General features: G+C 56.1%; 19 protein-coding genes. 15 read left to right on the top strand and 4 right to left on the bottom strand.

Going from position 1 to position 21,094, the window contains the following annotated elements:
- Positions 1-7 precede the first annotated feature (7 nt).
- On the bottom strand, positions 8-1,303 hold the full coding sequence (bioA, locus tag EYC98_RS11660; protein ID WP_279245514.1) for an adenosylmethionine--8-amino-7-oxononanoate transaminase: 1,296 nt from the start codon (positions 1,301-1,303) through the stop codon (positions 8-10).
- On the bottom strand, positions 1,296-1,916 hold the full coding sequence (locus EYC98_RS11655) for an arylesterase (protein WP_279245513.1): 621 nt from the start codon (positions 1,914-1,916) through the stop codon (positions 1,296-1,298). The genes bioA and EYC98_RS11655 overlap by 8 nt, the downstream gene beginning before the upstream one ends.
- Before the next feature lie 19 nt (positions 1,917-1,935).
- Between EYC98_RS11655 and EYC98_RS11650 the strand changes: the two genes are divergently transcribed.
- Together EYC98_RS11650 and EYC98_RS11645 are read left to right on the top strand one after the other, a co-directional pair.
- Complete coding sequence (locus EYC98_RS11650) at positions 1,936-2,604, top strand: ABC transporter ATP-binding protein (RefSeq protein WP_279245512.1); 669 nt, start codon at positions 1,936-1,938, stop codon at positions 2,602-2,604.
- Complete coding sequence (locus EYC98_RS11645) at positions 2,601-5,069, top strand: ABC transporter permease (protein WP_320415553.1); 2,469 nt, start codon at positions 2,601-2,603, stop codon at positions 5,067-5,069. The genes EYC98_RS11650 and EYC98_RS11645 overlap by 4 nt, the downstream gene beginning before the upstream one ends.
- Here the strand turns inward: EYC98_RS11645 and EYC98_RS11640 are convergent.
- Together EYC98_RS11640 and EYC98_RS11635 are read right to left on the bottom strand one after the other, a co-directional pair.
- A complete protein-coding gene (locus EYC98_RS11640; protein WP_279245511.1) occupies positions 5,055-5,702 on the bottom strand; it encodes a TetR/AcrR family transcriptional regulator in 648 nt (215 codons plus the stop codon). The genes EYC98_RS11645 and EYC98_RS11640 overlap by 15 nt on opposite strands.
- Positions 5,702-6,682: a malate dehydrogenase gene (locus EYC98_RS11635; RefSeq protein WP_279245510.1), complete on the bottom strand. Its 981-nt coding sequence runs from the start codon at positions 6,680-6,682 to the stop codon at positions 5,702-5,704. Before EYC98_RS11635 ends, EYC98_RS11640 begins: the two co-directional genes overlap by 1 nt.
- Before the next feature lie 166 nt (positions 6,683-6,848).
- Here EYC98_RS11635 and ttcA point away from each other — a divergent pair, with 166 nt between their 5' ends.
- The 13 genes from ttcA (at position 6,849) to ligA (ending at position 21,092) form a co-directional block, all read left to right on the top strand.
- Positions 6,849-7,691, top strand: a complete 843-nt coding sequence (ttcA, locus tag EYC98_RS11630) for a tRNA 2-thiocytidine(32) synthetase TtcA (protein WP_279245509.1) — start codon at positions 6,849-6,851, stop codon at positions 7,689-7,691.
- The gene (ccmA, locus tag EYC98_RS11625; RefSeq protein ID WP_279245508.1) at positions 7,691-8,308 is read left to right on the top strand and encodes a cytochrome c biogenesis heme-transporting ATPase CcmA; all 618 of its coding nucleotides are present in this window, start codon (positions 7,691-7,693) and stop codon (positions 8,306-8,308) included. Before ttcA ends, ccmA begins: the two co-directional genes overlap by 1 nt.
- 1 nt (position 8,309) lies before the next feature.
- On the top strand, positions 8,310-8,984 hold the full coding sequence (ccmB, locus tag EYC98_RS11620; RefSeq protein ID WP_279245507.1) for a heme exporter protein CcmB: 675 nt from the start codon (positions 8,310-8,312) through the stop codon (positions 8,982-8,984).
- Between the two features lie 57 nt (positions 8,985-9,041).
- Complete coding sequence (locus EYC98_RS11615) at positions 9,042-9,806, top strand: heme ABC transporter permease (RefSeq protein ID WP_338140838.1); 765 nt, start codon at positions 9,042-9,044, stop codon at positions 9,804-9,806.
- The gene (gene ccmD, locus EYC98_RS11610; protein WP_279245506.1) at positions 9,796-10,011 is read left to right on the top strand and encodes a heme exporter protein CcmD; all 216 of its coding nucleotides are present in this window, start codon (positions 9,796-9,798) and stop codon (positions 10,009-10,011) included. The genes EYC98_RS11615 and ccmD overlap by 11 nt, the downstream gene beginning before the upstream one ends.
- Entirely contained in the window at positions 10,011-10,448 is a 438-nt protein-coding gene (gene ccmE / locus EYC98_RS11605; RefSeq protein WP_279245505.1) for a cytochrome c maturation protein CcmE, read from the top strand. The genes ccmD and ccmE overlap by 1 nt, the downstream gene beginning before the upstream one ends.
- Entirely contained in the window at positions 10,445-12,457 is a 2,013-nt protein-coding gene (locus EYC98_RS11600; RefSeq protein WP_279245504.1) for a heme lyase CcmF/NrfE family subunit, read from the top strand. The genes ccmE and EYC98_RS11600 overlap by 4 nt, the downstream gene beginning before the upstream one ends.
- The gene (locus tag EYC98_RS11595; RefSeq protein WP_279245503.1) at positions 12,444-12,977 is read left to right on the top strand and encodes a DsbE family thiol:disulfide interchange protein; all 534 of its coding nucleotides are present in this window, start codon (positions 12,444-12,446) and stop codon (positions 12,975-12,977) included. The genes EYC98_RS11600 and EYC98_RS11595 overlap by 14 nt, the downstream gene beginning before the upstream one ends.
- Positions 12,977-13,438 (top strand): cytochrome c-type biogenesis protein, encoded by a 462-nt coding sequence (locus tag EYC98_RS11590; RefSeq protein ID WP_279245502.1) that lies wholly within the window; start codon positions 12,977-12,979, stop codon positions 13,436-13,438. The genes EYC98_RS11595 and EYC98_RS11590 overlap by 1 nt, the downstream gene beginning before the upstream one ends.
- Positions 13,435-14,664 (top strand): c-type cytochrome biogenesis protein CcmI, encoded by a 1,230-nt coding sequence (gene ccmI / locus EYC98_RS11585; protein ID WP_279245501.1) that lies wholly within the window; start codon positions 13,435-13,437, stop codon positions 14,662-14,664. Before EYC98_RS11590 ends, ccmI begins: the two co-directional genes overlap by 4 nt.
- A gap of 157 nt (positions 14,665-14,821) precedes the next feature.
- On the top strand, positions 14,822-18,319 hold the full coding sequence (gene smc / locus EYC98_RS11580; RefSeq protein WP_279245500.1) for a chromosome segregation protein SMC: 3,498 nt from the start codon (positions 14,822-14,824) through the stop codon (positions 18,317-18,319).
- The gene (gene zipA, locus EYC98_RS11575; RefSeq protein WP_279245499.1) at positions 18,319-19,071 is read left to right on the top strand and encodes a cell division protein ZipA; all 753 of its coding nucleotides are present in this window, start codon (positions 18,319-18,321) and stop codon (positions 19,069-19,071) included. The genes smc and zipA overlap by 1 nt, the downstream gene beginning before the upstream one ends.
- Complete coding sequence (gene ligA / locus EYC98_RS11570) at positions 19,071-21,092, top strand: NAD-dependent DNA ligase LigA (protein WP_279245498.1); 2,022 nt, start codon at positions 19,071-19,073, stop codon at positions 21,090-21,092. Before zipA ends, ligA begins: the two co-directional genes overlap by 1 nt.
- Positions 21,093-21,094: the final 2 nt, after the last annotated feature.

Raw genomic sequence — 21,094 nt, 5'->3', positions numbered from 1 at the left:
TGAGCAGCTAGCAGAGGCTGTCGATAGTATCGATCATGGCGGCGCTAAGCGTGGCAATATCCGCGCTGTTAGTAATAAACGGGGGCATGGTATAAACGAGCTTACCAAATGGGCGCAGCCAGACTCCGCGTTCAACGAACATTGGCTGAATCTGTGCCATGTTCACCGGCTCATGTAGTTCGATAACGCCAATTGCTCCCAGACAGCGCACCTCAGCTACCGCGGGCAGCTCAGCTGCTGGCGCCAATCCTTGTTGCAAGTCATTGTTAATGCGTTGCACGCGGGCCTGCCAATCGTTTTCCAGCAGCAGTTTAATGCTGGCACAGGCGACTGCGCAGGCCAAGGGGTTGCCCATGAAAGTGGGGCCATGCATGAAGGCGCCGGCATCGCCATCGCTAATACCGTTGGCGACTCTTTGATTACACAGGGTGGCGGCTAATGACATATAACCGCCCGTCAGTGCTTTGCCAAGGCAGAGAATATCGGGCACTACCTCAGCATGCTCCAGCGCAAACAATTTTCCGGTGCGACCGAACCCGGTCGCAATTTCGTCGAAGATGAGCAGGCAGTTGAACTCTTCGCACAGCAGGCTGAGTTGCTGGAGGTAGGCAGGGTCATAGAACCGCATGCCACCAGCTCCCTGAACAATCGGTTCCAGGATCACTGCGGCGACGCTGTCATGGTTTTTGCTGAGTAATTGGCGCATGGGAGCCATATCGGCGCTGCTACAGCCACTGCCAAAAGTACAGTCGGGGGCTGGCGCAAATAAATGTTGCGGCAATACGTCGCCAAATAAGTGGTGCATCCCGGTAACCGGGTCACAAACAGACATGGCGCCGAAAGTATCACCATGATAGCCACTACGCAGTGCGATAAAGCGTTGCTTTTGTGGTTGCCCGGTTGCGTGCCAGTACTGCAGCGCCATCTTCAATGCCACTTCCACCGCCACAGAACCAGAATCACTGAAGAACACCCGGTCCAGCGCAGGCGGGGTTATTTGCACCAGTAATTCTGCCAGTTCCACGGCTGGACCATGGGTCAGTCCGCCAAACATGACATGTGACATGCGCTGAATTTGCTCATTGACTGCGGTGTTCAATATCGGATGATTGTAGCCGTGGACAGCGCACCACCAGGACGACATGCCATCGATAATCTCGCGACCATCCTCTAGCTGCAGTCGCACGCCATCGGCTGAGGTGACACCATACAGTGGCGCATCGCTATCTGCCGGCGCGTAGGGGTGCCAGACGTGCGCGCGATCGCGCTGCGCCAGCGTTGGCGTCGCCTTGCTTTCAGTCATCTAATAATGCCTCGAGATGTGGCCACAGGTTTTCCAATAACAAGGCTTGCGCGGCCGGCGTAGGGTGGATGCCGTCTGCCTGCATCATGTCGCTTTGCCGCGCGATGTTTTCCAGAAATTGTGGCACCAGCACAATACTGTTTGCCGTCGCCAGCTGTTGATAGCTGGAACTGAAACCCTGCGCATAGCGGGTACCGTAGTTGGGTGGAATTTGCATGCCTACCAGTATGACCTGAGCGCCGGCCTGCTGCGCCAGAGAAATCATGGATTGCAGGTTTTCGCGCAGGCGCTTCAACGGATAGCCGCGTAAGCCATCGTTACCGCCCAGCTCGAGGACCAGAATCGCAGGTTGGTGTTGCTCCAGCAGACCTGGTAAGGCGCGTACCCCGTGGCTGCTGTCAGCACCGCTGATACTGCTGTTGATAACCTGATAGCTAATGCCACGCTCCTGTAACCGGCTTTGCAGGAGGTTCGCCCAGCCTTCCTCTAGAGACATGCCATAGGCGGCGCTGATACTATCGCCCAGGATAAGCACGTTTTTTTGCAGCGCCAGTGATCCGGGACTGTACAACAGCCCTATTAATAACCATAGGACCGCCAGTCGGGCGGTCATAAAAGAGCTACGCCAGAATATGATCAAAACAGAGAATCTCCTGAAACGGGTTGAAGTTGCCGGGGGCCAGCTGGAAATACTGAAAGGGATTGATCTGGAAATCAAGGCCTCGGAATCAGTAGCTATCGTTGGCGCCTCCGGTTCCGGTAAGTCTACGCTATTAGGACTGATGGCGGGGCTTGATGAAGCCACCGATGGCAAAGTGTGGATCGACGGGGTAGATCTCCAGCAGTTGGATGAAGATGAACGCGCATTGTTGCGGGCGGAGAAAGTGGGGTTTGTGTTCCAGTCCTTTCAACTGCTGCCCAGCCTGACTGCCTTGGAGAACGTCATGTTGCCCCTGGAGCTTGCCGGTCATAGCGATGCAGAATCTCGCGCTGCTGGCTTTCTGGCGCGGGTGGAACTGGGGGAGCGGGTGACTCATTACCCCAGCCAATTGTCGGGAGGCGAGCAGCAAAGGGTGGCAATCGCCCGTGCTTTTGCCGCTGAACCGGTGATCCTGTTTGCCGATGAGCCCACTGGAAACCTTGATACTGAGACCGGCGCGCATATTATTGATCTGCTGTTCGAAATCAACCGGGAGCAGGGTACGACTCTGGTACTGGTAACGCATGAATCCCGCCTCGCGGACCGTTGCGATCGGCGTGTGCGATTGCATGCCGGAGCTCTGGTGGAAGCGCAGGCGTGACGGCACTTAAAATGTTGCTGCGCGATTGGCGCGGTGGCGAGCTGGGTGTGTTGTTTGCGGCTTTGGTTATCGCCGTCACTATCGTGTCTGGAATCAGTGCCTTTACCACGCGTCTGCAAAATAGTCTGGAGCAAGAGAGTCATCGCTTCCTGGCGGCGGATCGCGTCGTTAGCAGCTCATCTGCGGTCAGCGATTCATGGGGCGAGTATGCCCTCAGTCAGGGGCTGCAAGTAGCCAACACATTGTCCTTCCCGTCGATGGTCTACGCCGGAGACGAGGATATGGTTCTGGCATCGGTAAAGGCAGTCAGCGATAACTATCCGTTGCGCGGTGAATTACTGCGCTCCGATCAGCCTTTCGCCGCCCCTCAGGCTATTGCCCACGGGCCTGCTGCCGGCACTGTCTGGATCGACTCTCGTCTATTCGCCCTGCTGGATATCGATGTAGGTGCGCAACTCACCATCGGCGAAGCTGATTTTTCAGTGACGGCGGCGATCCGGAGTGAGCCTGATCAAGGCAGTAGTTTTCTGGGATTTGGTCCCCGAGTATTGATGAACTATACGGATATCCCCGCGACTGAGGTGGTTCAAGTCGGTAGTCGCGTGGAGTATCGGCTGCTGCTAGCCGGTGATGCCGGTGCGCTTGAGACTACCGTTGAATGGTTGGAACCTCGTCTGGAGAACGGTGAGCGATTACTCGACGTTGCCAGCAGCCAGCAATCGATAGGCAGTGCCCTGCAACGCGCGGAGCAGTTTTTGCTGTTGGCAGGTAGCTTGGGAGTGGTGCTGGCCGCAGTAGCTATTGCTCTGGGAGCGAGGCGTTTCAGCGAACGTCACTATGACTATGTGGCAATCATGAAGAGTCTGGGTGCTACTTCCGGGCGAATTGCGCGTTTGTACGGCAGCAGCCTGCTGATACTGGGTGCGGCGGCAACTTTGCTAGGGTCGTTGTTGGGCTGGTCTATGCAGAGTCTGTTTTTTGTCTTGTTTGGCGATGCTCTGCCGGTAACCCCTGCGTCCAGCGGTCCACGCCCTTACCTGATGGGGATGTTCACCGCACTTGTGTGTCTGGCTAGCTTTGCTTGGCCGCCGCTGCGTCGACTCGGCAAAATTTCGCCGCTGCGGGTGTTACGCAGAGATATGCCGGGCATGGCGCAACGGACGGTGCAGGACTACCTGGTGGGCCTGGGTGCAATTATTCTGCTGATGCTCTGGTATAGCCGCGATGTAAATCTGACGCTGGCGGTACTTGCCGGACTGGCGTGTTCGGCATTAGTAGCTGCAGGGGCTGCGACGCTGCTGCTTCGTGGTGGTCGTCTGGCCGGTATGCGCGCCGGCAGTATCTGGCGCCTGGCTCTGGCGGGACTGCAGCGACGCGGTGCGGCCAATACCCTGCAGGTGGTGATTTTCTCCATGGCGATTATGTTGCTGTTGATTTTGGTACTGGTACGGACCTCCCTGATAGAAGAGTGGCAAACCCAATTGCCGGAAGGCACGCCGAATCACTTCCTGATTAATATTTCTCCGGAGCAGGTTAATCCGGTACGCGAGGCGCTGAATCGTAAAGCTGTGCTGTCGCAGCCGCTTTATCCCATGGTGCGGGGCAGGGTAACGCATATCAATGGCGAGGCATTGGGGCGCAGTGATGATCCGGAAGAGGGTAGGCGTGAGCGCGAGACCAACTTGACCTGGTCAGACGCGGTACCGCCTAACAATGAAATAATCGCCGGCAGCTGGTGGGACGCAGATAGCGCACAACCGCTGGTCTCGCTGGAGGAAGGCATTGCCGACAGTATGAAGATAAAGGTGGGTGATACAGTCACCTACACCGTGGGCGCACGTGAGCTCAGTGTTACGGTGGCCAGTATTCGCCGACTGGATTGGGGCAGTATGCAACCCAATTTCTTTATGGTGTTTCCGCCCGCGGTATTGCAGGGTTACCCGGCGACGTTTATGACCAGCTTCTACCTGGGCGGAGAAGAGAAACAGTTTTTAAACCAGTTCATCCGTGAATTTCCTACCGTCACGGTGATAGAAATGGATGTGGTGGTGCAGCAGGTGCGCGCCATCGTCAGTCAGGTTTCGGCGGCGATAGAACTGGTGCTGGGGGTAATTTTATTAGCCGGCGCGCTGGTCTTGATTGCCGGGGTGCAGGCCAGTGTTGACGCGCGCTTGTTGGAAAGCGCCATACTCCGTGCGTTGGGAGCGCCGCGTAAATTGATACTGGGTAGCTTGGTGATTGAATTCGGTGTGCTGGGCTTGTTTGCGGGTAGTCTGGCGACTCTAGCGGCAGAGCTGTCGGTTTACATCCTGCAGACACAGGCACTGGACATGAGCTATCAGCCCAGTCCACTGCTGTGGTTTCTGGGACCACTGGTTGGCATTACTCTGATCGGTGGGTTGGGTGTTTGGAACTGTCGGCGGGTGATTTCCAGTCCGCCACTGACGGTGTTAAGGGAGTTGTGAGGGCTGCTCCTCCGCAGGCGACAGGTTGGCCAGACCGGTGACAAAAATGGCGACTCCCAGATCAATCTGCCGATTCAGGTCGATCTTGCGCTGAAATAGCTCTGGAATGTCCAGCTTTAGGGTTGCCAGACCGTGAATACCGGACCAGCCAGCATTGGCGAGGTATTCTACGTCGGAGTGCAGGAACACACCCTGTTCAATACCGCGGCGCATAATATCTCGCACCAGGTCATAGGTTTCGCGACTGGTATTTTGCAGGTCGGGGAACTGCTCATTGGGCTGCAGCATGGGCCCGAACATCAGTTTGAAAACGTCCCGATTATTGACCGCATAATTCACGTAGCTGTGAGCGAACGCATACAACTGTTTTACGGGATCATCGCCGGCACGCAACCGCGCCAGTTCTAATTGCTGCAGTAGTTTCGAATAGCCTCGGGTCGCTAGCGCTCCGAGCAAATCGCTCTTGTCTTGAAAATGACGATAAGGGGCTGTTTGAGAAACCCCGACCCTGCGCGCCAGTGCGCGCAGGCTCAGGTCTTCGGCGCCAGCTTCGGCTAACTGCGCTTCTGCTGCTTCCAGCAGTTCGTTGCGCAGATTGCCGTGATGGTAGCTTTTGCCGATGCCTTCAGTCATCAGGGGAGCAGATGCTGCACAGCGTCACGCTCTGAGGTCAGTTCCTGCTCGGTAGCCTGCATGCGACCGCGGCTGAACTCATCAACTGAGAGACCCTGTACGATTTCCCAGGCACCGTCGCGACAACGACAGGGGAAAGAGTAGATCAGGCCTGCGGTGATATCGTAGGAACCGTCGGAATAAACGCCCATAGAAACCCAGTCGTCACCTTCGGTACCCAGTGCCCAGCTGCGCATGTGGTCAATAGCAGCGTTAGCGGCAGAGGCAGCGGATGAAGCACCACGTGCGGCGATAATAGCCGCGCCACGCTGCTGCACCGTAGGGATAAAGTCATTCTCGTACCATTCCTGATCGACCAGTTCGATAGCGCTTTTCCCGTCCACGAGGGTGTTGAACAGATCCGGGTACTGGGTAGCGGAGTGATTACCCCATACGGTCATGTGGCTGACATCAGACACAGTCTTGCCCGTCTTCTGAGCGATCTGGGTCTTCGCGCGGTTGTGATCGAGTCGCATCATGGCGGTAAAGTTACGCGGGTCGATGTCGGGCGCGTTACGCTGAGTGATGAGTGCATTGGTGTTGGCGGGATTACCGACTACCAAGACCTTGATGTTTTTGCTGGCGTTGTCATTAATCGCCTTGCCTTGAACGGAGAATATAGCGGCATTGGCTTCCAGCAAATCCTTGCGCTCCATCCCTGGGCCACGCGGACGGGCACCAACCAGCAGTGCATAGTCGGTGTCCTGGAAGGCTACATTGGGATCATCAGTGCAGATAACGTCGCTCAGCAGCGGGAAGGCACAGTCGTCAAGTTCCATGCGCACGCCTTCCAGCGCTTCCATGGCAGGGGTAATGTCCAGTAATTGAAGTATTACCGGCTGGTCTTCGCCGAGCATCGCGCCGGAAGCAATCCGGAATAACAGGGCATAACCAATCTGGCCGGCGGCGCCGGTCACTACTACGCGTACGGGAGCTTTCATCGTTTGCAAATCCTCTGTGCTTGGATATTGAATGTCAGCCAATTAAGGTGGGCCGATTCTGGGGCGGCCATTTTAGTCATCTCACTGAATAATTGCTACTGCATTGGGATTTGCTCCGAAAACAAGTAAAATCCGCAGCCGACCAGCGATCATCATAGGCCAAGCAGTGCCCGAGCTTTCGAGAAAGGAAAAAACCGAATTTAACAAGCTGCATAAACGGCTGCGCCGCAACGTAGGTAATGCGATTGCCGACTACAGCATGATAGAAGCCGGCGATCGCGTCATGGTATGTCTCTCTGGTGGTAAAGACTCTTACGCGATGCTTGATATCCTGATTAACCTGCGCCTTAACGCTCCGGTTGATTTTGAGCTGATTGCGGTAAATCTGGATCAGAAGCAGCCGGGCTTTCCTGAGCATGTGCTACCGGCGTACCTCGAGGCGCAGGGTGTTCCCTATTACATTTTGGAGAAGGATACCTACAGCATCGTGAAATCGCTGGTGCCAGAGGGAAAAACCACCTGCGGATTATGTTCTCGGCTGAGACGCGGTAGTCTCTATGGTTTCGCACAGGAAATTGGCGCCAGCAAGATTGCTCTGGGCCATCATCGCGATGATATTGTAGAGACCTTGTTTTTGAATATGTTTTTCGCCGGTTCCCTGAAGGCCATGCCGCCGAAGTTACTGAGCGACGACAAGCGTAATGTAGTGATACGACCGATGGCCTATTGCAAGGAGTCTGACCTGGTGCGCTATGCCGACCACAAACAGTTTCCAATTATTCCCTGCAACCTGTGTGGTTCGCAGGAAAATCTGCAGCGGGTGCAAATTAAACGCATGCTGCAGGAATGGGAGCGGGAGTATCCTGGACGTACCGAAACCATTTTCAGAAGCATTCGCAATGTGGCGCCCTCTCAACTTGCCGATGTGTCGCTGTTCGATTTTGGTTCGCTCAGCATAGCCGAAGACCCGGATTTGCATGTGCCGGGCATTCAGGTAGTCAATCTCTAGTGACCGCCGCGGCCCATGCCGAACCATTGCTAAAAGTCCACGGCTTGGAGTTAGAGCGCGGCGGCAGGGTATTACTCAGTGACTTCTCTCTGGAGATCTACCCTGGTGAAGTGATGATGCTGGAGGGGGAGAATGGCAGCGGCAAGACCAGTTTGTTGCGCACGCTGGCCGGACTTGCGCGCTACGGTTACAGCGGGGGTTTGCAATGCAATGCCGATAGCTTGCTTTATCTGGGTCACAAGGCGGGTGTGAAAACCTTGCTGACACCGCGGGAAAACTTGCGCTGGTACTGCTCTGTGCAGAATCTACCGTTGGCGGGCTTAGACGCCGCGTTGCAGTCGGTCGAGCTAACCGGTTATGAGGATATTCCCTGTCATAATCTTTCCGCAGGGCAACAGAGGCGGGTGAATTTGGCTCGCCTTTATCTGAGCGAGGCGCCCTTGTGGTTGCTGGATGAGCCATTCACCGCAATTGATAGGGCCGGAGTCAAACGGTTGGCAGATGTTATAGCTGCGCGCGCGGCCGCTGGCGGCGCCGTAGTGCTAACCTCACATCAGCCTTTGCCCTCAGACTACCCGGTGCGGCGAGTCAGCATTGCGCGTCAGGAGCGAAGCTAGGATGGGGCGGTTACTGGCAGCCTGTCTCCGGCGGCAACTCTTGCTCGCCGTGCGGCGGCCGGTAGAAGTGGTTAACCCATTGGTGTTCTTTTTACTGGTGGTGATGTTGTTTCCGCTCGGTATTGGTCCTGACCCGCGCCAGCTAACTGAATTTGCACCGGCGGTGTTGTGGATAGTGGCCTTGCTGGCAACGCTGTTGGCAGTGGAGGGTATGTTTCGCGGCGATTTTGATGACGGTACGCTGGAGCAGCTGGTGCTTGCCCCGCAACCCTTATTTCTGCCCGCGCTGACTTATGTTTTTGCGCACTGGTTGCTGACCGGCCTGCCGCTGACCTTGCTATCACCGCTGTTCGCGCTGATGTTACAACTGCCAGGCAAGGCGATCGGCACGCTGATGCTGAGTTTGTTGTTGGGTACCGCAGTGCTGAGTCTGATCGGTGGCATTGGTGCAGCGCTGACAGTGGGCCTCAAGCGCGGCGGTATACTCATCTCATTACTGATTATCCCCTTTTATGTGCCGGTACTGATTTTTGGCAGCGCAGCTGTGCAGTTTGCCGCTGCTGGAAACAGCGCGCAGCCTCAGTTACTGGTGCTGGGCGGCATGCTTTCGCTGGCTGTCGCATTAGCACCCTTTGCGATTGCCGCTGGTCTGCGAATTTCTGTTGATGCAGGTTAGTATTTCTATGGCTTGGACCTGTATAATCTGCGCCTGGTTTTATTGACATTACTGCTAATGTGGACTTGGTTTCATAAGTTTGGATCGCCGCCCTGGCTCTACAGTATTGCGGGCAGCATTCTGCGCTGGCTGGTACCTATAACCGTGATATTGTTGGCAGTGGGCGCCGTCTGGGGCTTGCTTTATGCGCCGCCAGATTTCAGGCAGGGTAATAGTTATCGCATCATGTTTGTGCATGTGCCGGCGTCAGTAGTGGCGTTGGCAGGCTACTATGTGATGGCAACGGCAGGCGCAGTCAGTCTGATCTGGCGCATGAAGATGGCAGACATCGCGCTGCGCAGCTGTGCGCCAATAGGCGCGATGCTGACCTTTCTGGGGTTATTGTCGGGCGCGGTCTGGGGTAAGCCGACCTGGGGAACCTGGTGGGTTTGGGACGCGCGCGTGACGTCCATGCTGGTACTGTTCTTTCTCTATGTTGGCATTATTGCGCTCTACGAGGCCTTCGATAACGAAGAACTAGCGGGTAAAGCCTGTGCGGTCCTCAGTCTGGTAGGTACGGTGAACATACCGATCATTTATAAGTCGGTCGACTGGTGGTACAGCCTGCATCAGCCGGCCAGTATCAAATTTACTGAAGATTCGACCATGGATGGGTCGATGCTGCGGCCACTGTTGTTAATGATTGTGGCATTTTATTGCTTGTTTGCCAGCAGCCTGCTGCTGTACATGCGCAGTGAAATATTGCGACGTGAGAGTTCCACCAACTGGGTTCGCAAGTTAGTGCTCGCCAAGGCGGGGCAGGGGTCAGCGAATGCAGTTTGATACGGTAGCAGAAGCCTTGAATATGGCGGGGCACGGCGCTTACGTCTGGAGCGTCTATGGTGTTTCCTTGGTAGCCGTGACCGTGCTTTTGCTGGGGCCTGTATTGCGCAGTCGGCGCCTGCAACGTCAGCAGCTGGCGTTATTGCGCAGTGAGCTGGCGCGTCAACAGCGCGCCAGCCAATCCAACGCAGAGGGAGAAGAGTAGTGCATCCGGTTCGTAAGCAGCGTCTGCTGATAGTCTGTTTCATCGTCGTATTTTCCTCCGTGGCGGCGGGTCTGGTGACCTACGGACTTCGAGGTAATATCAATCTGTTCTTCCCACCCTCTGAAATCGTCGCCGGTAAAGCGCCTATTGGGCAAAATATCCGCCTCGGCGGCATGGTTGTGGATGGTAGCTTGAAACGCAGCACCGACAGTTTGCGGGTTGAGTTTGAGGTAACCGATAACCGCGCAACCGTCGGTGTTGTTTATGAAGGTATTTTGCCGGATTTGTTCGGTGAGGGTCAGGGCGTGGTCGCTGCGGGCAAACTGGACGAGAGCGGTGTCTTGCAGGCAACCGAAGTGTTGGCCAAGCACGATGAAAACTATATGCCACCGGAGGTCATAGAGGCGATGAAGGAATATCAGGAGGCAGAATCATGATTCCGGAGCTGGGACATTTTGCGTTGATACTGGCACTCTGCTTAGCGCTGTTATTGGGCACTGTGCCTTTGCTGGGCAGTTTTCGGCAACAGCGGCAGGCCATGGAGCTGGCGCCCTCACTGGCCGTAGGTATGTTGGTGTTCACAGCGATCAGTTTTGCCTGCCTGGCCACGTCGTTTCTGCAGGACGATTTTTCCGTGGCACTGGTGGCTTCACATTCCAATTCGCTGATGCCGACGGCGTACAAGTTTGCTGCTGTCTGGGGTAATCATGAGGGCTCTCTGCTCCTATGGTCTCTTATTCTGTCGGGCTGGACGGCTGCTGTGGCGCTGTTCAGCAGGGCACTGCCGTTGCAGATGCTGGCCCGAGTGCTATCGGTAATGGGTCTTATCGCTGTCGGATTCCTGCTGTTTTCGCTACTCACTTCTAATCCTTTTGCGCGCCTGCTGCCATCGATTCCAGCAGACGGGGCAGATCTTAATCCGCTGTTGCAGGATCCCGGCCTGGTAATACATCCGCCGCTGCTGTACATGGGCTACGTTGGATTCTCAGTGGCCTTTGCGTTTGCTATCGCAGCGCTGTTGGGAGGGCGATTGGATGCCTCCTGGGCACGCTGGTCACGACCCTGGACTAACGTGGCGTGGGGCTTTCTTAGCCTCGGCATCATGTTGGGCAGCTGGTGGGCCTATTATGAGCTTGGCTGGGGCGGTTGGTGGTTTTGGGATCCGGTCGAAAACGCATCTTTCATGCCCTGGTTGGCAGGCACTGCGCTGGTACATAGCCTGGCGGTAACCGAGAAACGGGGGCTGTTCAAAAGTTGGACCGTACTGCTGGCCATTTTCACTTTTTCGCTGAGCCTGTTGGGGACGTTTCTGGTTCGATCCGGAGTATTGACCTCAGTGCACGCGTTTGCCACAGACCCTGAGCGGGGTGTTTTCATCCTTATCTTTCTGTGTCTGGTGGTGGGTGGCTCACTGACGTTGTATGCCTTCCGTGCACCTGCAGTGCAAAGCCGCATCAGCTTCGGCTGGATGTCGCGCGAGTGTCTGCTACTGATCAATAACGTGTTTTTTCTGGTGGCGACTCTCACGGTGTTATTTGGCACGCTGTTTCCACTGTTGACCGATGCTCTAGGGCTGGGCAAATATTCTGTCGGGCCACCTTATTTCAACGCGGTATTCGTGCCGTTGATGGCGGTGTTGCTTCCGTTTATGGGTATCGGTCCTACGGCACGCTGGAAGCAGGACTCGAGCGCCCGCTGGCTGCGAGAACTATTAGTGCCGGCCTTAGTGGCGGTGGTGGTGGGCGCTTTGCTGCCGCTGATATCGAATCAGAGCTATAACATCTGGGTGGCGCTGGCTTTGGTGCTGGCAATTTATTTGATGCTGGCGATGTTGCGTGATTTACAAACGAAGGTACGCAACGCCAGTAGCCTGGTTGCAGGTTTGAAGCGACTCACCCCCAGTTATTACGGTATGCAGCTGGCTCATTTGGGCTTCGCGGTTGCGGTCATCGGAGTCGTGCTGACCAGCCAATATGCGGTGGAGATGGATTTGAAGATGTCTCCAGGCGAGAGTCAGGAAGTGGCCGGTCATGTGTTCAGGTTCGAGAGTCTGGAGCGCGTATCTGGTCCCAACTACACGGCCGATGAGGGCGTATTTGCGATAACTCTTGAGGACAAACTGGTTGCGCGTCTAGCGGCACAGAAGCGCCGCTATATGGCTTCCGGGCAGGTGATGACAGAGGCAGCGATTAGCGGTGGGCTATGGCGTGATCTCTTTGTGGCGCTGGGCGAGCCGATAGGTGACGGAGCCTGGTCGGTGCGTTTGCAGTACAAGCCGTTTCTGCGCTGGATCTGGTTGGGGCCTATTCTTATGGCGCTGGGTAGCTTCGTAACCCTGGCTGACCGCCGTTATCGGGCAGGCAAGGTGAAAGCGACTAATGCTGATACAGATACTGGCACTGATAACGCTGCGGCAGCGGTGACCGGCACTCATGCAACGACTTAGGCTATTCATACCGCTGTTGATGTTTGTGGCACTGGGATTGCTGTTGGGGCGCGGATTACAACTCGACCCCCAGGCGCTGCCTTCGGCCATGGTGGATCAGGCTTTTCCGCAGTTTTCTCTGACGGCACTGGGCACTGATGAAAGCCTGTCACGCGAGGCGCTGCTGGGCGCTCCTGCGTTGCTCAATGTGTGGGCTAGCTGGTGCCCCAGTTGTCGCGTCGAACATCCCTATTTGCAGCGCATTGCCGATCTGGGCGTGCCTCTGTTTGGGCTCAATTACAAAGACCGTGGCGAAGACGCACTGGCATGGCTGGGACAGTTGGGTAACCCCTACCGGCTCAATATTGCCGATGTCGATGGCACGCTGGGGCTGGACCTGGGTGTCTACGGCGCCCCGGAAACCTATGTATTAGATGCGCAAGGTGTCATTCGCTATCGCCATGTTGGTGTCGTCAATGAGCAGGTCTGGACTCAGACACTGCAGCCATTGCTGTTACAACTGGGTTGGAGAGAAAATTGATGTTGCGTTGGTCTGCACTGGTCGTTTTTGTGCTTTGGGTCCAGGCGGCTCAGGCAGTTATTGAAACCTATGAGTTCAGTGATCCGGCGATGCGTGAGCGCTATCGGGTCCTGAGTAACGAACTACGCTGTCCGAAGTGCCAGAATCAGAATATTGCGGATTCCAACGCGCCTATTGCGCAGGATCTGCGTGCGCAACTTAATGAACAGTTGCAGTCAGGTAAGAGCAATGAGGAAATTGTCGATTATATGGTGCAACGCTACGGCGAATTTGTGCTCTATCGACCACGTTTCAGTCCTACCACAGCGGTGCTATGGCTGTCTCCTGTGCTGCTATTGGCACTGGCGGGACTGACTCTGTGGAGTACTGTCAGGCGCAGTCGCCGCGCCGCTGGGAATTCCGGGTTGCAGGATGTCGAACGTGAGCGCTTGGCCAAGTTATTGCAGGAGCGCGAGTCATGAGTATTTGGTGGTTTGGAGTGGGGCTGTTAGTGGTATTGGCTGCGGCCTTTTTACTGCGCCCGAACTGGTTCGCCCGGAGCCGCGAGCTGCACTCAGCGGAGTCCTCTAATCTGGACTGGTATTCAATTCGTAGCGGCGAGTTGGCGGAAGATGAGCAGGCCAGTGTGTTGCGCGAAGACGCCCAGTTAAGGCTGTTGGAAGACGGTATCGACGGCGATGGCCAGGCTGTGATCGCGGCCAAGTCATTGAACCCGATCTGGTTGTTGGTGCCTGTAGTAGCGCTGGCAGCTGCACTTTACTGGCAGCTGGGTGCGATGGGTGATGTTGAAGTGACTCGAGCACTCCAGGGTCTGGGCGCTGATAGCACTGATGCCGATTATGCGGGGGTGATGGCGTTGGTAGAAGCGCGCGCCTTGCAGCGTCCTGATAACCTGCATTATCAGGCGATGCTGGGACGTTTCTATATTAATAGCGGTCAGTATGGTCGTGCGCAGACGGTTTACACGGGCCTGGCCAGTCAGTCACCGCAGGATGCCATCGCGCTAGCCATGGCGGCGCAGGCGAGTTTTCTCGCGGCAGGGCGACGACTGGATGCTGAGGGAAAAGTTTTGGCGGAACAGGCGCTGGCGATAAACCCTCATCAGTCTACCGCGCTGGGGCTGCTTGGCATGGTGGCTTTTGAGGAGCAACGCTATCAGGAGGCTATAGGCTATTGGGAACGTCTGGTGGCCATGGAGGATCCGCAGTCAGATTCGGTGCAAATGATTAATGGTGTGATTGCCCGTGCGCGACAAGCGCTGGCTGCGGGTGGAACGGCGCCGGTCGCAGCGACGGGTTCAGCTGCTGTTTTAACAGCCGCAGCGGATACCAGTATGGTGGCCGCAGGGTCAGTGAGTGTGACCGTCGAGCTGCCGGCCGGTGCGACTCCGGGGCCATCGGATACGGTGTTTGTCTTTGCGCGCGATGCGGTTTCAGGTGCGCGAATGCCAGTGGCGGTGCAGCGATTTCGGGCCTCTGAACTGCCGCGTACGGTGGTGCTTGATGATGCAGCGGCAATGGCCGGTCAGCGTATTTCTACCCTCGAACAGGTGACGGTCATTGCCCGCATCTCACCTAACGGTCAGCCCGGCGAAGCTAACGCTACGTTTCAGGGCGAAGTAGGGCCCTTGGTACCTGCGAGCGAGCCGGAGTCTATGCAGCTAACGTTGCAACCGAAAAAAATCTAAAAAAAACCGCTTTTGCCACTGCCATGACTAGTGTGCTCGCGTTAAACTACGCCACTACATATAGTGTTTGGGTTACTGTCGCTGCCGTTTAAAGTAAGCGTCTTAAAATTAAATAATATAATAAAATCAATTACATAGAGAGATCATTTAACGTCGCATGAGATTAAAGTCGATAAAGCTGGCAGGCTTCAAGTCCTTTGTGGACCCCACCCACGTGCAGTTGCCCAGCAACATGTGCGCCGTTGTGGGGCCCAACGGCTGCGGTAAATCGAACGTGATCGACGCCGTGCGTTGGGTTATGGGCGAGAGCTCAGCCAAGAATCTGCGCGGTGAATCAATGACCGACGTTATATTTAACGGCTCGGTCAACCGCCAACCGGTGGGGCAGGCTCACATTGAGCTGGTGTTTGACAATCAGGATGGCAAAGTCGGCGGCGAGTACGCCAGCTATAGCGAAATTTCAATCAAGCGGCAGGTGACTCGCGAAGGTCAATCAGAATATTTCCTCAATGGCTCCAAGTGCAGGCGTCGCGATATCACTGATATCTTCCTGGGCACCGGGCTGGGCCCACGTAGCTACGCCATTATTGAGCAGGGCATGATTTCGCGACTCATTGAGTCGCGCCCGGAGGATTTGCGCGTCTTTATCGAAGAAGCCGCTGGTATCTCCAAATATAAGGAGCGGCGCAAGGAAACTGAAAGCCGCATGCGGCGTACCCATGAAAACCTTGAACGTCTAACTGACCTTCGCGAGGAACTTGAGCGTCAGCTGCAGCACCTCCAACGACAGGCCCAGTCCGCTGAAAAATACGCCGATTATAAAGCCGAGGAACGGTTGCTCAGTGCTCAGTTACACGCACTGCAGTGGCGTACTCTGGATACCGGGTTGAGCCAGGCCAAGCACGAAATTGGTGAGCGTGATATCAAGCTCGAAAGCGTGATTGCCGACCAGCGGCAGGTGGATGCGCGAATCGAAGAGTACCGGGTAGGTCACACTGACGCCACCGACCAGTTTAACGAAGTGCAGGCACGATTTTATGGTCTGGGCTCGGAAATTGCGCGCAACGAGCAAACCCTGAAGCATCAGCAGGAACGTGGCAGTCAGCTGGCGGAAGACCTCGCACAGACAGATGCCAGTTTCACTGAAGCGGGCCGGCATCTGGCGGACGACAGTGAGCGTCAGGCGATGTGGCAAGAGGAAATTACCGGGGTGCTGCCCGAGCTGGAACTACTGCAACAGGCGGAGGAATTGTCAGCGGCGGCGCTGCTGGAGGCTGAGTCTGAGATGGCCACATGGCAGCAGGAGTGGGATGAATTCAACCAAGTGGCAGCTGAACCCCGGCAGCAGGCAGAAGTTCAGCAATCACGTATCCAACATTTGGAGCAGGCGCTGCAGCGGCTGCAAAATCGCATTGGTACGCTAGAGCAGGAACAGAAATCGCTGGCTGCCGGTCCTGCGGACAATGAATCCGATATGCTGGGCGAGCAGCTTGCTGAACAGGAGCTGGTGATAGCGGAACATCAGCAGCGCAGTGAACAGCTGCTGGAGCAGGTCAATGCAACTCGTGATCGCCGCAGCGCGGTGGCCAGTGAGCTGGATCAGTCGCGAGGCAATTTACAGACTATGCGCGGGCGCCACGCATCGCTGGAGGCGTTGCAGCAGGCCTCCGTGACTCAAGGTGCTGGTGTTGAAGGTTGGTTGCAGGGACAACAGTTGGATCAGAACCCGCGGCTGCTGGAGCAGCTGCAAGTTGAACCGCGGTGGCAGCGTGCGGTAGAAACAGTCCTGGGTGATTACCTGCAGGCCATATGCGTCGACGATATAGATCCGCTGCAAGCGGCACTCGCTGAATTGCCCGAGGGCAATTTGCTGTTACTGGACCGCGGCCGCGGCGGGGAAGCCGGGGTAGCCGACTCATTGCTGGACCAGGTCCAAGGTGGTCAGGAACTCAGCGGTTTACTGGGTAGTGTTTGCACCGCAGAGAATCTGGCCGATGCCCTGGTGTTGCGCGCCAGTCTGGCAGCGCATCAAAGCGTTATAACCCCGGAAGGGGTGTGGCTGGGCACCAACTGGCTGCGGGTTAATCGACTGGCCGACGAAGAAGTGGGTGTTATCGAGCGCCAGCAAGCGCTGGAGGAATTGCATGCCGGTATGCAGGCAGCGGCAACTCAGTGCGCCCAGCTGGAGGCGGAGCAGGAGCAGCTGGCTAGTCACTTGAAAGAATTGGAAGCACAACGTCAGCAGTCTCTGAATCAGTTGCAGGTTGAAACGCGTCAGCACGCGGATATCAGCGCGCGACTGAGCGCCGAGCAGGCCAAGATTGAGCAGATCAACAAACGTCGCGATGGCATAGAGACCGAAATCGACGATTTGCGCACCCAGTTCCGTAGTGAGCAGGACAGTATTGCAGAAGCGCGGCAGTTGCTGGCGGCGGCCATTGAGTCGATGGAATCTGACTCTCAGCGGCGCGAGCAACTACTGTCGCGTCGAGATAGCTCGCGTCAAAACCTGGATAGCGCGCGGCAGAACGCTCGCCATGACAAAGATAATGCACATCAGTTGGCTATGCGCCACCAGTCGTTACAAACGCAGCTGCAATCGATGGAGCAGTCGATTGCCCGCACCTCGGCTCAGGTAGAGCAGCTACTGGAGCGTAAACAGGCCCTGCAGGAAAGCCTGGCTAGCAATGATCAGCCACTGGATGACCTGCGCGCCGAGCTGGAAGAACTGCTGGAGCAGCGGCTGTTGGTAGAGTCTGAGCTTGGCGGCGCCCGTCAGGCCTTGTCAGCAATCGACCACCAAATGCGCGAGGCCGAGACCGAGCGCGGCGCGATTGAGCAGCGGGCACAGTCAGTGCGCCAGGAATTGGAACAGTTGCGCCTGCAGCAGCAGACACTGGATGTGAAACGAGAGAATGTGCAGCAACTGCTGAAGGATGCCGAGCAGGACCTGGAGTCGGTGCTGCGGGAGCTGCCAGAAGAAGCGGCTGAAGTGGAATGGCAGATGCGGCTGGACAAAGTTGCCGCGCGTATTGCGCGTTTAGGGCCGATTAATCTGGCTGCTATAGATGAGTACAGTCAACAGTCTGAGCGCAAGAATTATCTGGACGCCCAGAATCAGGATCTGGAAAGTGCCCTGGAAACGCTGGAGTCGGCAATCCGCAAGATTGATAAAGAAACCCGTAATCGCTTTCGAGAAACGTTTGAGACAGTTAACAGCAGTCTGCAAGAACTGTTTCCAAAGGTCTTTGGCGGGGGCTCGGCTTATCTGGAAATGACCGGAGATGATCTTCTGGATACCGGCATAACCATCATGGCGCGTCCACCGGGAAAGAAAAACAGTACTATTCATCTGCTTTCGGGCGGTGAAAAAGCATTGACAGCGATTGCCCTGGTGTTTTCAATATTCCGATTGAACCCCGCTCCATTCTGTATGCTGGATGAGGTCGATGCGCCGCTGGATGACGCCAACACGGCGCGGTATGCGCGTATGGTTAAGGAGATGTCAGACCAAGTGCAGTTTATTTTTATTACTCATAACAAAATTACGATGGAAATGGCGGACCACCTCCTCGGTGTAACTATGCAGGAACCAGGCGTGTCGCGACTGGTTAGCGTAGATGTCGAAGAGGCCGCTGAGCTGGCTGCTGTTTAATGGACATTAACGTTCGCGATTGGATGGTGATAGTGGGTGCGCTGCTAATACTGGCGGTGTTGCTGGATGGCTATCGGCGCATGCGGAAGAGCCCATCGAGGGTACGTATGTCGCTGGCCAAGGTTCCCGAGGAAGGCGCTGACCCCGATGCGCCAGTAATGCGTGAGCTGCCTAATGGCGGCGCCCGCATCCTGGAGCGCGCTGGTGGTGCCAGCGATGATGACTTTGCAGATGTTAGCGGACGCGACTCCGGCGACAATCTTGATCTGCTGCAGGGGATGAGTGCCCGGGACCCGGCAGAGCCAGAGCCCCCTGCAGCGGAAGAAGTTATTCTAATGCATGTCGTGGCGCGCGATGATGACGGCTTTGGCGGCGATGATATTCTACAGGTGTTACTGGCCTGCGACCTCCGCTTTGGGGAAATGAACTTCTTTCATCGGCATGAACAGGCAGCCGGTCGCGGCCGCATTCAGTTTAGCGTCGCGAATATGCTGCAGCCAGGCGTGTTTGACATTGACGCCATGAGCGGTTTTACCACACCTGGTCTGACATTTTTTCTGCCCTTACCGGGCCCCGGCAATATGATGCAAGCGTATGAACAAATGCGTGAAACTGCAGAGAGTGTCGCCAAGCACCTCGGCGGCGATCTGCTCGACGACTCGCGCAGCGTTATGACGCGGCAAACGCTTGAACATAACCGACAACTGATTCGTGACCTGGAACGTCGTCTCCTGACCAAAGATGGGCGTTAGTGAGCAGCCCCGAGTCAGAGTCAGCTGAGCTGCGAGCGCAGATCAACCAGCACAACTATCGTTATCACGTCCTCGATGAGCCAGTGGTTTCTGATGCGGAATATGACGCCCTATTGCGGCGCCTGCAGGCACTTGAGCAACAGTATCCGGCGCTGATAAGCTCAGACTCGCCAACCCAGCGGGTTGGATCGGCCCCGCTGCAACAGTTTGGCCAAGTGCGGCATGACGTGCCTATGTTGTCGCTGGACAACGCCTTTGATGATGAGGAATTGCTGGCTTTCGACCGTCGCTTGAAAGAGCGTATCGGCAGCGATTCAGCCATTGAATACGCCTGTGAGCCGAAATTGGACGGCATTGCCGTTAGTTTGCTCTATGAAAATGGCTCTCTTATTCGTGGTGCTACGCGCGGTGACGGCAGTACTGGTGAGGATATAACCCACAACGTACGCACCATTGATTCGGTGCCGCTGACTTTACTGGGTTCAGGATATCCAGAAGTGTTGGAAGTGCGCGGCGAGATTTATATGCCGCGAGCGGGGTTTGCGTCGCTGAATGAGCGAGCACGTGAGTCTGGCGATAAAGTCTTTGTTAATCCACGCAATGCTGCTGCGGGCAGTCTGCGCCAGCTTGATTCCAGAATTACGGCGCAGCGCCCGCTGCAAATGTGTTGTTACAGTGTCGGGCGCGTTGACCGCGGTCAGCTACCCGAACGGCACTCTGCCATTCTCGATTGTCTGAATGAATGGGGGCTGCGTATCAATGCTGAGTCCGCGATAGTCACATCAATTGAGGGGTGTCTGGAATATTATCGTCAGCTGGCTGTGCGTCGCGACGAGCTGCCCTACGACATAGATGGCATTGTCTTCAAGGTCAACGCTATAGCACTGCAACAAACACTAGGTTTCGTTTCGCGCGCACCGCGTTGGGCTATTGCGCGTAAGTTTCCGGCACAGGAGCAGTCCACGCGTTTGTTGGATGTTGAGTTTCAGGTCGGCAGAACTGGCGCGATCACTCCAGTGGCGAGACTCGAACCGGTGTTCGTCGGTGGTGTGACCGTCAGCAACGCTACCCTGCATAACCGCGACGAAATTGAACGACTGGGGCTGGAAATCGGCGACGAAGTTCTGGTCCGACGCGCTGGCGATGTTATCCCGCAGGTGGTTTCGGTGAATCTGGAACGACGTGCCGCTGGCAGTCGCGCCATTACGTTCCCAGAGCGTTGCCCTGTGTGTGACTCAGCACTGGTGCAGGCCGAAGGGGAAGCAGTTATCCGCTGCGGTGGTGGTCTGGTTTGTGCGGCTCAGCAAAAGGAGGCCATCAAACATTACGCTTCGCGCCGCGCACTGGACATCGAAGGGCTTGGGGATAAGTTGGTTGAGCAACTGGTTGATGCGGGGCTGGTAAGCTCGGTTGCCGATCTGTATCAGCTCTCGGTGGCGGACCTCAGCGAGCTGGAGCGCATGGGGCCGCGTTCAGCCGCCAATCTGGTGACAGCCATTGCGGCCAGTCGCGAAACGAGTTTGGCGCGGTTTGTTTACGCACTGGGCATTCGAGAAGTGGGGGAGGCGACTGCGCTGTCCCTGGCGCAACACTTTGGCAGTTGGGAGGCGCTGCAGGGCGCCACTGAAGAACGTTTGCTGCAGGTACCGGATGTGGGGCCAGTGGTAGCCGATTACCTGCGGCAGTTTTTTGATACAGTGGAAAATCTGACGGTCGTGAAGGCGCTGCGCGAAGCGGGTGTCAGTTGGCCAGATTTGGTTCAGACTCCGGCGGCTGATCAGCCGCTGGCAGGCGAGACCTGGGTAGTAACTGGGACTCTGGAGACGATGACCCGGGATCAGGCAAAAGCACTGCTACAGGGTTACGGAGCCAAGGTTGCGGCTAGCGTATCGGCCAAAACCTCCTGTCTGGTTGCCGGGCCAGGCGCTGGATCCAAGCTCACTAAAGCTGAAAAATTGGGCGTAACTGTTATTGATGAAACGGCATTACAGACGCTTCTCGAGCGTGACTTCAAGGACTAATA

The sequence above is a fragment of the Candidatus Litorirhabdus singularis genome, from assembly GCF_026262625.1.
Taxonomy (GTDB): domain Bacteria; phylum Pseudomonadota; class Gammaproteobacteria; order Pseudomonadales; family Halieaceae; genus Litorirhabdus; species Litorirhabdus singularis.
The sequence above is the reverse complement of the archived record's forward strand: the minus strand, read 5'-3'. Positions and strand labels throughout refer to the sequence as shown.

Bases quoted from the DNA above. Each gene is read 5' to 3' on its own strand.
- bioA (WP_279245514.1), bottom strand. From the start codon at position 1,303: ATGACTGAAAGCAAGGCGACGCCAACGCTGGCGCAGCGCGATCGCGCG.
- EYC98_RS11655 (WP_279245513.1), bottom strand. From the start codon at position 1,916: ATGACCGCCCGACTGGCGGTCCTATGGTTATTAATAGGGCTGTTGTAC.
- EYC98_RS11650 (WP_279245512.1), top strand. From the start codon at position 1,936: ATGATCAAAACAGAGAATCTCCTGAAACGGGTTGAAGTTGCCGGGGGC.
- EYC98_RS11640 (WP_279245511.1), bottom strand. From the start codon at position 5,702: ATGACTGAAGGCATCGGCAAAAGCTACCATCACGGCAATCTGCGCAAC.
- EYC98_RS11635 (WP_279245510.1), bottom strand. From the start codon at position 6,682: ATGAAAGCTCCCGTACGCGTAGTAGTGACCGGCGCCGCCGGCCAGATT.
- ccmB (WP_279245507.1), top strand. From the start codon at position 8,310: ATGGGGCGGTTACTGGCAGCCTGTCTCCGGCGGCAACTCTTGCTCGCC.
- EYC98_RS11615 (WP_338140838.1), top strand. From the start codon at position 9,042: ATGTGGACTTGGTTTCATAAGTTTGGATCGCCGCCCTGGCTCTACAGT.
- ccmD (WP_279245506.1), top strand. From the start codon at position 9,796: ATGCAGTTTGATACGGTAGCAGAAGCCTTGAATATGGCGGGGCACGGC.
- EYC98_RS11600 (WP_279245504.1), top strand. From the start codon at position 10,445: ATGATTCCGGAGCTGGGACATTTTGCGTTGATACTGGCACTCTGCTTA.
- EYC98_RS11595 (WP_279245503.1), top strand. From the start codon at position 12,444: ATGCAACGACTTAGGCTATTCATACCGCTGTTGATGTTTGTGGCACTG.
- EYC98_RS11590 (WP_279245502.1), top strand. From the start codon at position 12,977: ATGTTGCGTTGGTCTGCACTGGTCGTTTTTGTGCTTTGGGTCCAGGCG.
- ccmI (WP_279245501.1), top strand. From the start codon at position 13,435: ATGAGTATTTGGTGGTTTGGAGTGGGGCTGTTAGTGGTATTGGCTGCG.
- smc (WP_279245500.1), top strand. From the start codon at position 14,822: ATGAGATTAAAGTCGATAAAGCTGGCAGGCTTCAAGTCCTTTGTGGAC.
- zipA (WP_279245499.1), top strand. From the start codon at position 18,319: ATGGACATTAACGTTCGCGATTGGATGGTGATAGTGGGTGCGCTGCTA.